The organism is Nitrosospira multiformis, assembly GCF_003050865.1.
GTDB lineage: Bacteria > Pseudomonadota > Gammaproteobacteria > Burkholderiales > Nitrosomonadaceae > Nitrosospira > Nitrosospira multiformis_E.
On the sequence record NZ_QAOK01000061.1, the window covers coordinates 1 to 4,912 of the forward strand.

The following is a 4,912-nucleotide window of genomic DNA, read 5'->3' on the forward strand; positions in this document are numbered from 1 at the left end:
CCAACCCTGGATCGGGGGGAGCTCCTGGGAGCACTGCTGGAGCTAGCTGGGGTGCCAGCGGAGGATAGGCGAAAGAGCGAGTGGAAGCGCAAGGGCGATGCCCTGCTGGCAGAAAGAATGAAGGGTTGAGAGTCAGCAGGAGTGCTCAAGCCTTGCCAGCGCTAAATTCCTGATCAGGGGGATGGGGCTGCTGGATAACCCCGTCAACTCTTGAACAGAAATATATCGGGCACTTCAGAAAAATACCGGTTACTTCAAAAAAATATCGAAATATTCCAGAAAGAATATCGGGGGCTGCAAAAAAATGCGGGATTCCTGCACATGTTTTCACTTTCGGGTTTGTTGCAATTGCTGCGCAAGTACGTGGGGCGCTGCCCCACGCCCCGCGTTCGCCACGGGGCAGGGGTGCAGAGGAGGCCTGCGGCCAAAACCCACTCCCCTGCACCCGCAGCCATAGCGTCTGCCGGCTTTCAGACAGCATCAAGGCCAGGCCCTGCCGGGGGGCTTGCGCCCGCCTTGACCCCGCCTTGAAAGCGGAAAACAGCTGTTCCAGAAAAGCGTCTTTCACAAAAAGGGTTTTAAAGCCCTTTGGAGCGTTTAAAGGGGGGAGAAGATAGATTTCCTTCAGCTTGAGGTGGAAATGCGCTCCACGGCCTTGAGAACGCGTCTGAAGGGCATGCCTGCATGATACTCATGCCCTACCTTGCCCCTTCCTCTTGAAGACGGGTTTTGCGAACGTGCAAGGAATAGCAGAACGGACAAAGGGCAATTTCCACAGAAACCCGGCTGAGGCGCCGGATTGCAAAGCGATCCGGGGCTGATTTGTCCGGGTCCTGGTGCCCGAAGGGGGAGCCGTAAGGCTCAGCTCAGATGACAGCTGTGCTGTCATCTGAGCCGCCTGGATTGCCCTCATATTCTGCTTTTGAGATTGGCAGTTGAGTTTTGATGAGTCTGTGCTGGATTTGCGTTGGTTTTTATTATGAAGGTGTGTGATGGAACGTCTGGTGTGGACTCTTTGTGAAAATGTAACGTAGCGGACAAAGTACAAAAGGTGAAACTGAAGGGGGATATTCCGGCCCCCTTCAGGGGGCGTCGATGAGGTGGGATTGCTCGGAAAGCTGTTCGTTGTGAAATGTTATCCACAGCGATTTGGTGTGGGGGACGTTAAAGATTTTATAAGTTAAAAAACGCGCGCGCGTTACGCACTATTAATATTCTATATTTCATCTATATAATCAATAAATTAAGAAACTACATTTTGGGTGAAACACCGATAGTTGTTTGGGTGAAACACCGTGCTTCCTCACAGATAAACATGGGTGAAACACCGTGTTTATTCACAAACATGGGTGAAACACCAATAACTGATAAAACATGGGTAAAACACCGTATCATCTGTTAGCTATACCTCGTAAAGACCGAGAATTATCTCGGGTATAAAACGTTACTTTATCGTCATCGCTTAGGGCCATTCGATATTCTGGCAAAGTCGAAGTTTGGGTAATACTTTTTACCATGCGTCGAAATTCATATAAGGTTGATCTACTGCCGGATTTTTCTCGTAATAATTCAAGTCCGATTGACCATTGTGCTTGATGACCGCAGTGTTTCCTGGCTAACTCGTAGAGCCGGCGTTCAAGTGGCTTACGTAATCTGAAGTAATCAGAATGGATTGTTAGAACTTCAAAAGCTTGAACCGCATTGAATAGCCACCTGGAAAGCGTTACTTCTACTGCGATCATGCGTTCATCTTCCCGGCTTTTTTCGACAGTACGCCAACTTTCGATGATGCCAAAACCTTCCTTGACCCGCTCCCCGCCTGTCCGTATATCAGTCGTGATACGGGTTCCTGCCAAACGCTCAAACGCTTCTTGTAACCGCTTGTAGTCATCACCGCCAACGCCTCGATTTGTCGTGACTAGATAGTCATACACGGTAAAACGTACTGTTCTATTCTTGGCATCGTCGCGACCTCGATTTAATGCTTCTGTAATTTGACTTACAACATAGATCAGGACGTCTTTATCGAACTGCGTAGCTCTACCCTTTACTGATGGGTAAATTTCAATGCTTTTGTTTTTATCTTTACTAACCCATTTCCAGATCGATAAGTCAGTTTTAGTGGCTAGAGTAAAAATCGGGACTTCCATGCTCGCCCCGTCATCCTTCAAGGTGTAATCAAACATATCTGCGAGAAAAAAATCCCTATTTTTGTGCCGAACTGGCAGCAGCTTTTTTTCTCGTTCTTGATGGTAATCGTATGGCAAATGCGGCCTTGCCTGATGTTCCGCTTTGTTGGCTTGCTTTAGATAAGCTTTCAACCACTCAGATTCAGCATTGAGATCGGCCTCAATCTTGGAGCGCTTCGCCTGTAAGGCGCTAATGCGCGTGCGGAGTGCAGTTATTTCCTTGTCATTAGAATGGATTTTATTATTGGCAAGTCGAGCTAACGTTCTATTTGCTTCGACAATTTGCTCGGAAAGTTCTCGATGCCACTCTTGTGAGTGACGAATCAGTTTTTCCGCCTTGAGCTTGACTTGTACCTGGTCAACTGCCTCCAAGTTGTCGAATAGGTCAACCGTGCTTTTAAACTTTTCAGAGCCAAGCTTCTGCCGCGGAGCCATGCATGTACCCCGATTACTGACTACGTGCGCCGTCGATACTCAAGCCATTCTCAAGACTTTGATATACGGCCAAGTTAATTACAGCAGCACGGCTCTGACCTAGCTTTGCTGCCAGCTCGTCCACGCGTTCAAGCAATGGTTGGGTAATAGTCAGGGTAATCTGCAACTTCTTGCCCTTCCTTACATATTTGGGCTGCGGCAAATCAGCTTTTGCAGCAGCATCAGGGGCAGCTGCAATGAAATCATCCACACTCGATTTCTTTTTGGGCCGTGTAATTGTCATACTAATTCAACCCCTAATTCATATTAATTTAATATTAAAATAATGCCATAACAAGTGATTTTAACTCATCTGCTGCCTTTGTGTCTTGCGGCTTTATTTCCAGTACAGACAAACCTTGACCTGCTGCATTGGCAAACACCTTACGACGGCGCAATGGTGTAGTTAAATACTCGAATTGCGGCACATCAGCTACGGCAGCAGCAGCATCCGCATTGTCGGTTGAATGCTCCCCAGGATCAGCACAATTGAGCACGGCAAAGGCTCTCAAACCATCGCGTACACTGCGTGCTTCATCCACCAATAGGGCGATATCATTTAAGGCCCATACGTCATAACTACGGGGTTGAAAAGGTACTAAGAGAACATCAGAGAGCACAAGAGCAGCTCGTAGTGCTGTTGAATCGCGCCCACCAGCATCAATGATGATGTCGTCAAATTTACTGGCCTGCTGTTGCACTTGTGCCCGCAAGATCGGACCATCTGGATAGCTCGCACAAGCAATACCAGGGATGTGACCCGCTTCCGCTCGGATGCTTATAGCTGTTTGCGCCGTGCCTTGCCTATCGCCATCAATTAACCAAACATCACGCCCGGTCAACGCTTGCGCAATTGCCAGATTCACCGCAAGCGTAGTCTTGCCAACCCCACCCTTTGTATTGCCTACAGTTACAATCATTTTATACTTTCTTTAATATTAAAATAATTTATATATTAACTTAATTAATATTAATAATGCAAAGCGAAGTACCCTACTGCTCCGCTTGGAAACACCATCAAGCTGTTATAGGCTTGTATATTTATATCCGTATCAGTATATTTACGCTATGAAACTACTGCGATTCCTTGGCAATTCTCTCCAGTGCTTGCGAGAATTCCCAGAGGACGTCAAGCATGATGTTGGCTATCAATTAAACAAGGTTCAAAATGGCGCACAGCCTGATGACTTCAAGCCAATGTCTTCCATTGGTAAAGGTGTTGAAGAAATCCGCGTGCGAGATGAAACAGGCATCTATCGAGTGGTCTACACAGCAAGACTATCCGATGCAGTCTACGTATTACATGCTTTCCAGAAGAAAACTCAAGCCACGTCAAGACGTGATATTGACTTGGCTAAATCCCGCTATGTGGAACTCATGAGAGGTACCAAGTGATCGAGATTGAAACCTTTAACAGTGTATGGGATGCAATTAGCGACACACCCGAGGAGGCTGCGAATCTTCGGACGCGGGCCGACTTGATGCAGCAGATTACAGCCATCATCAAGGCCAACGGCTGGAAACAAAACGAGGCTGCAGCTCATTGCGGTGTCACTCAACCACGTATCAACGATCTGCTACGTGGACGTATTTCCCGGTTCTCCCTGGATGCGTTGGTAAACATCGCCACAGCTCTCGGCCAACGCGTACACGTGGAACTTGAACCAGCCTAGATATTCGCAAAACATTGCTCCCCGCAATGAGCCTTGCGTTGGGTGAATCGACTCAACGCCCGATACAACGTAGTCCGATCCACACTCAGCAGCCCGGCCATGCTGGCTACGGTTTCCTGTCCCTCCCGGATCATTCGCCTAGCGTGAGCAATCTGCTCCCGGTTCAATTTGTGCGGACGGCCTATATGCTTTCCCCGCCGCCTAGCTGCCTGCATGCCGGCTTTGGATCGTTCGGATATCAATGAACGCTCAAACTCGGCCAATGCGCCCATGATGTGAAATACCAGCTTGCCTCCGGCTGTCGTGGTGCCGATCCCATCCGACAGGCTCTCAAATCCGGCGCCTTCGTTTCGCAGCTTCTCGATCAGTTCAATCAAGAAACTCAACGACCGCCCCAGACGGTCCAGCTTCCACACAACCAGCACATCGCCTTTCCCCACTGCGGCAATTGCCTGGGACAGTCCCTCACGCTCGATGGTGGCCCCGCTGACGCCGTGATCGGTAAATACCTGCTCGCATCCCGCCCTGGTTAAAGCATCCAGCTGCAGGTCAAGATTCTGGTCATCGGTGGAAACC

General features: G+C 48.7%; 7 protein-coding genes. 3 read left to right on the plus strand and 4 right to left on the minus strand.

Annotation, left to right across the window (positions count from 1 at the left end; all coding sequences use genetic code 11):
• Window positions 1-6 precede the first annotated feature (6 nt).
• Complete coding sequence (gene traD / locus C8R21_RS15255) at window positions 7-129, plus strand: conjugal transfer protein TraD (RefSeq protein ID WP_258192453.1); 123 nt, start codon at window positions 7-9, stop codon at window positions 127-129.
• Between the two features lie 1,262 nt (window positions 130-1,391).
• Here traD and C8R21_RS16215 read toward each other — a convergent pair.
• The 3 genes from C8R21_RS16215 to C8R21_RS15275 are packed head-to-tail and all read right to left on the minus strand — an operon-like array spanning window position 1,392 to window position 3,583.
• Window positions 1,392-2,624, minus strand: a complete 1,233-nt coding sequence (locus C8R21_RS16215) for a replication initiator protein A (protein WP_219906696.1) — start codon at window positions 2,622-2,624, stop codon at window positions 1,392-1,394.
• Between the two features lie 13 nt (window positions 2,625-2,637).
• On the minus strand, window positions 2,638-2,907 hold the full coding sequence (locus C8R21_RS15270) for a ribbon-helix-helix domain-containing protein (RefSeq protein WP_107763460.1): 270 nt from the start codon (window positions 2,905-2,907) through the stop codon (window positions 2,638-2,640).
• A gap of 34 nt (window positions 2,908-2,941) precedes the next feature.
• A complete protein-coding gene (locus C8R21_RS15275; protein WP_074975952.1) occupies window positions 2,942-3,583 on the minus strand; it encodes an AAA family ATPase in 642 nt (213 codons plus the stop codon).
• Between the two features lie 148 nt (window positions 3,584-3,731).
• Here C8R21_RS15275 and C8R21_RS15280 point away from each other — a divergent pair, with 148 nt between their 5' ends.
• The gene (locus C8R21_RS15280; protein WP_107763461.1) at window positions 3,732-4,058 is read left to right on the plus strand and encodes a type II toxin-antitoxin system RelE/ParE family toxin; all 327 of its coding nucleotides are present in this window, start codon (window positions 3,732-3,734) and stop codon (window positions 4,056-4,058) included.
• On the plus strand, window positions 4,055-4,336 hold the full coding sequence (locus C8R21_RS15285; protein WP_074975950.1) for a helix-turn-helix domain-containing protein: 282 nt from the start codon (window positions 4,055-4,057) through the stop codon (window positions 4,334-4,336). The genes C8R21_RS15280 and C8R21_RS15285 overlap by 4 nt, the downstream gene beginning before the upstream one ends.
• Here C8R21_RS15285 and C8R21_RS15290 read toward each other — a convergent pair.
• Window positions 4,333-4,912, minus strand: a 580-nt coding sequence (locus C8R21_RS15290) for a recombinase family protein (protein ID WP_107763462.1), incomplete at its 5' end; no start/stop codon positions are given. The two genes, C8R21_RS15285 and C8R21_RS15290, sit on opposite strands and share 4 nt — an antisense overlap.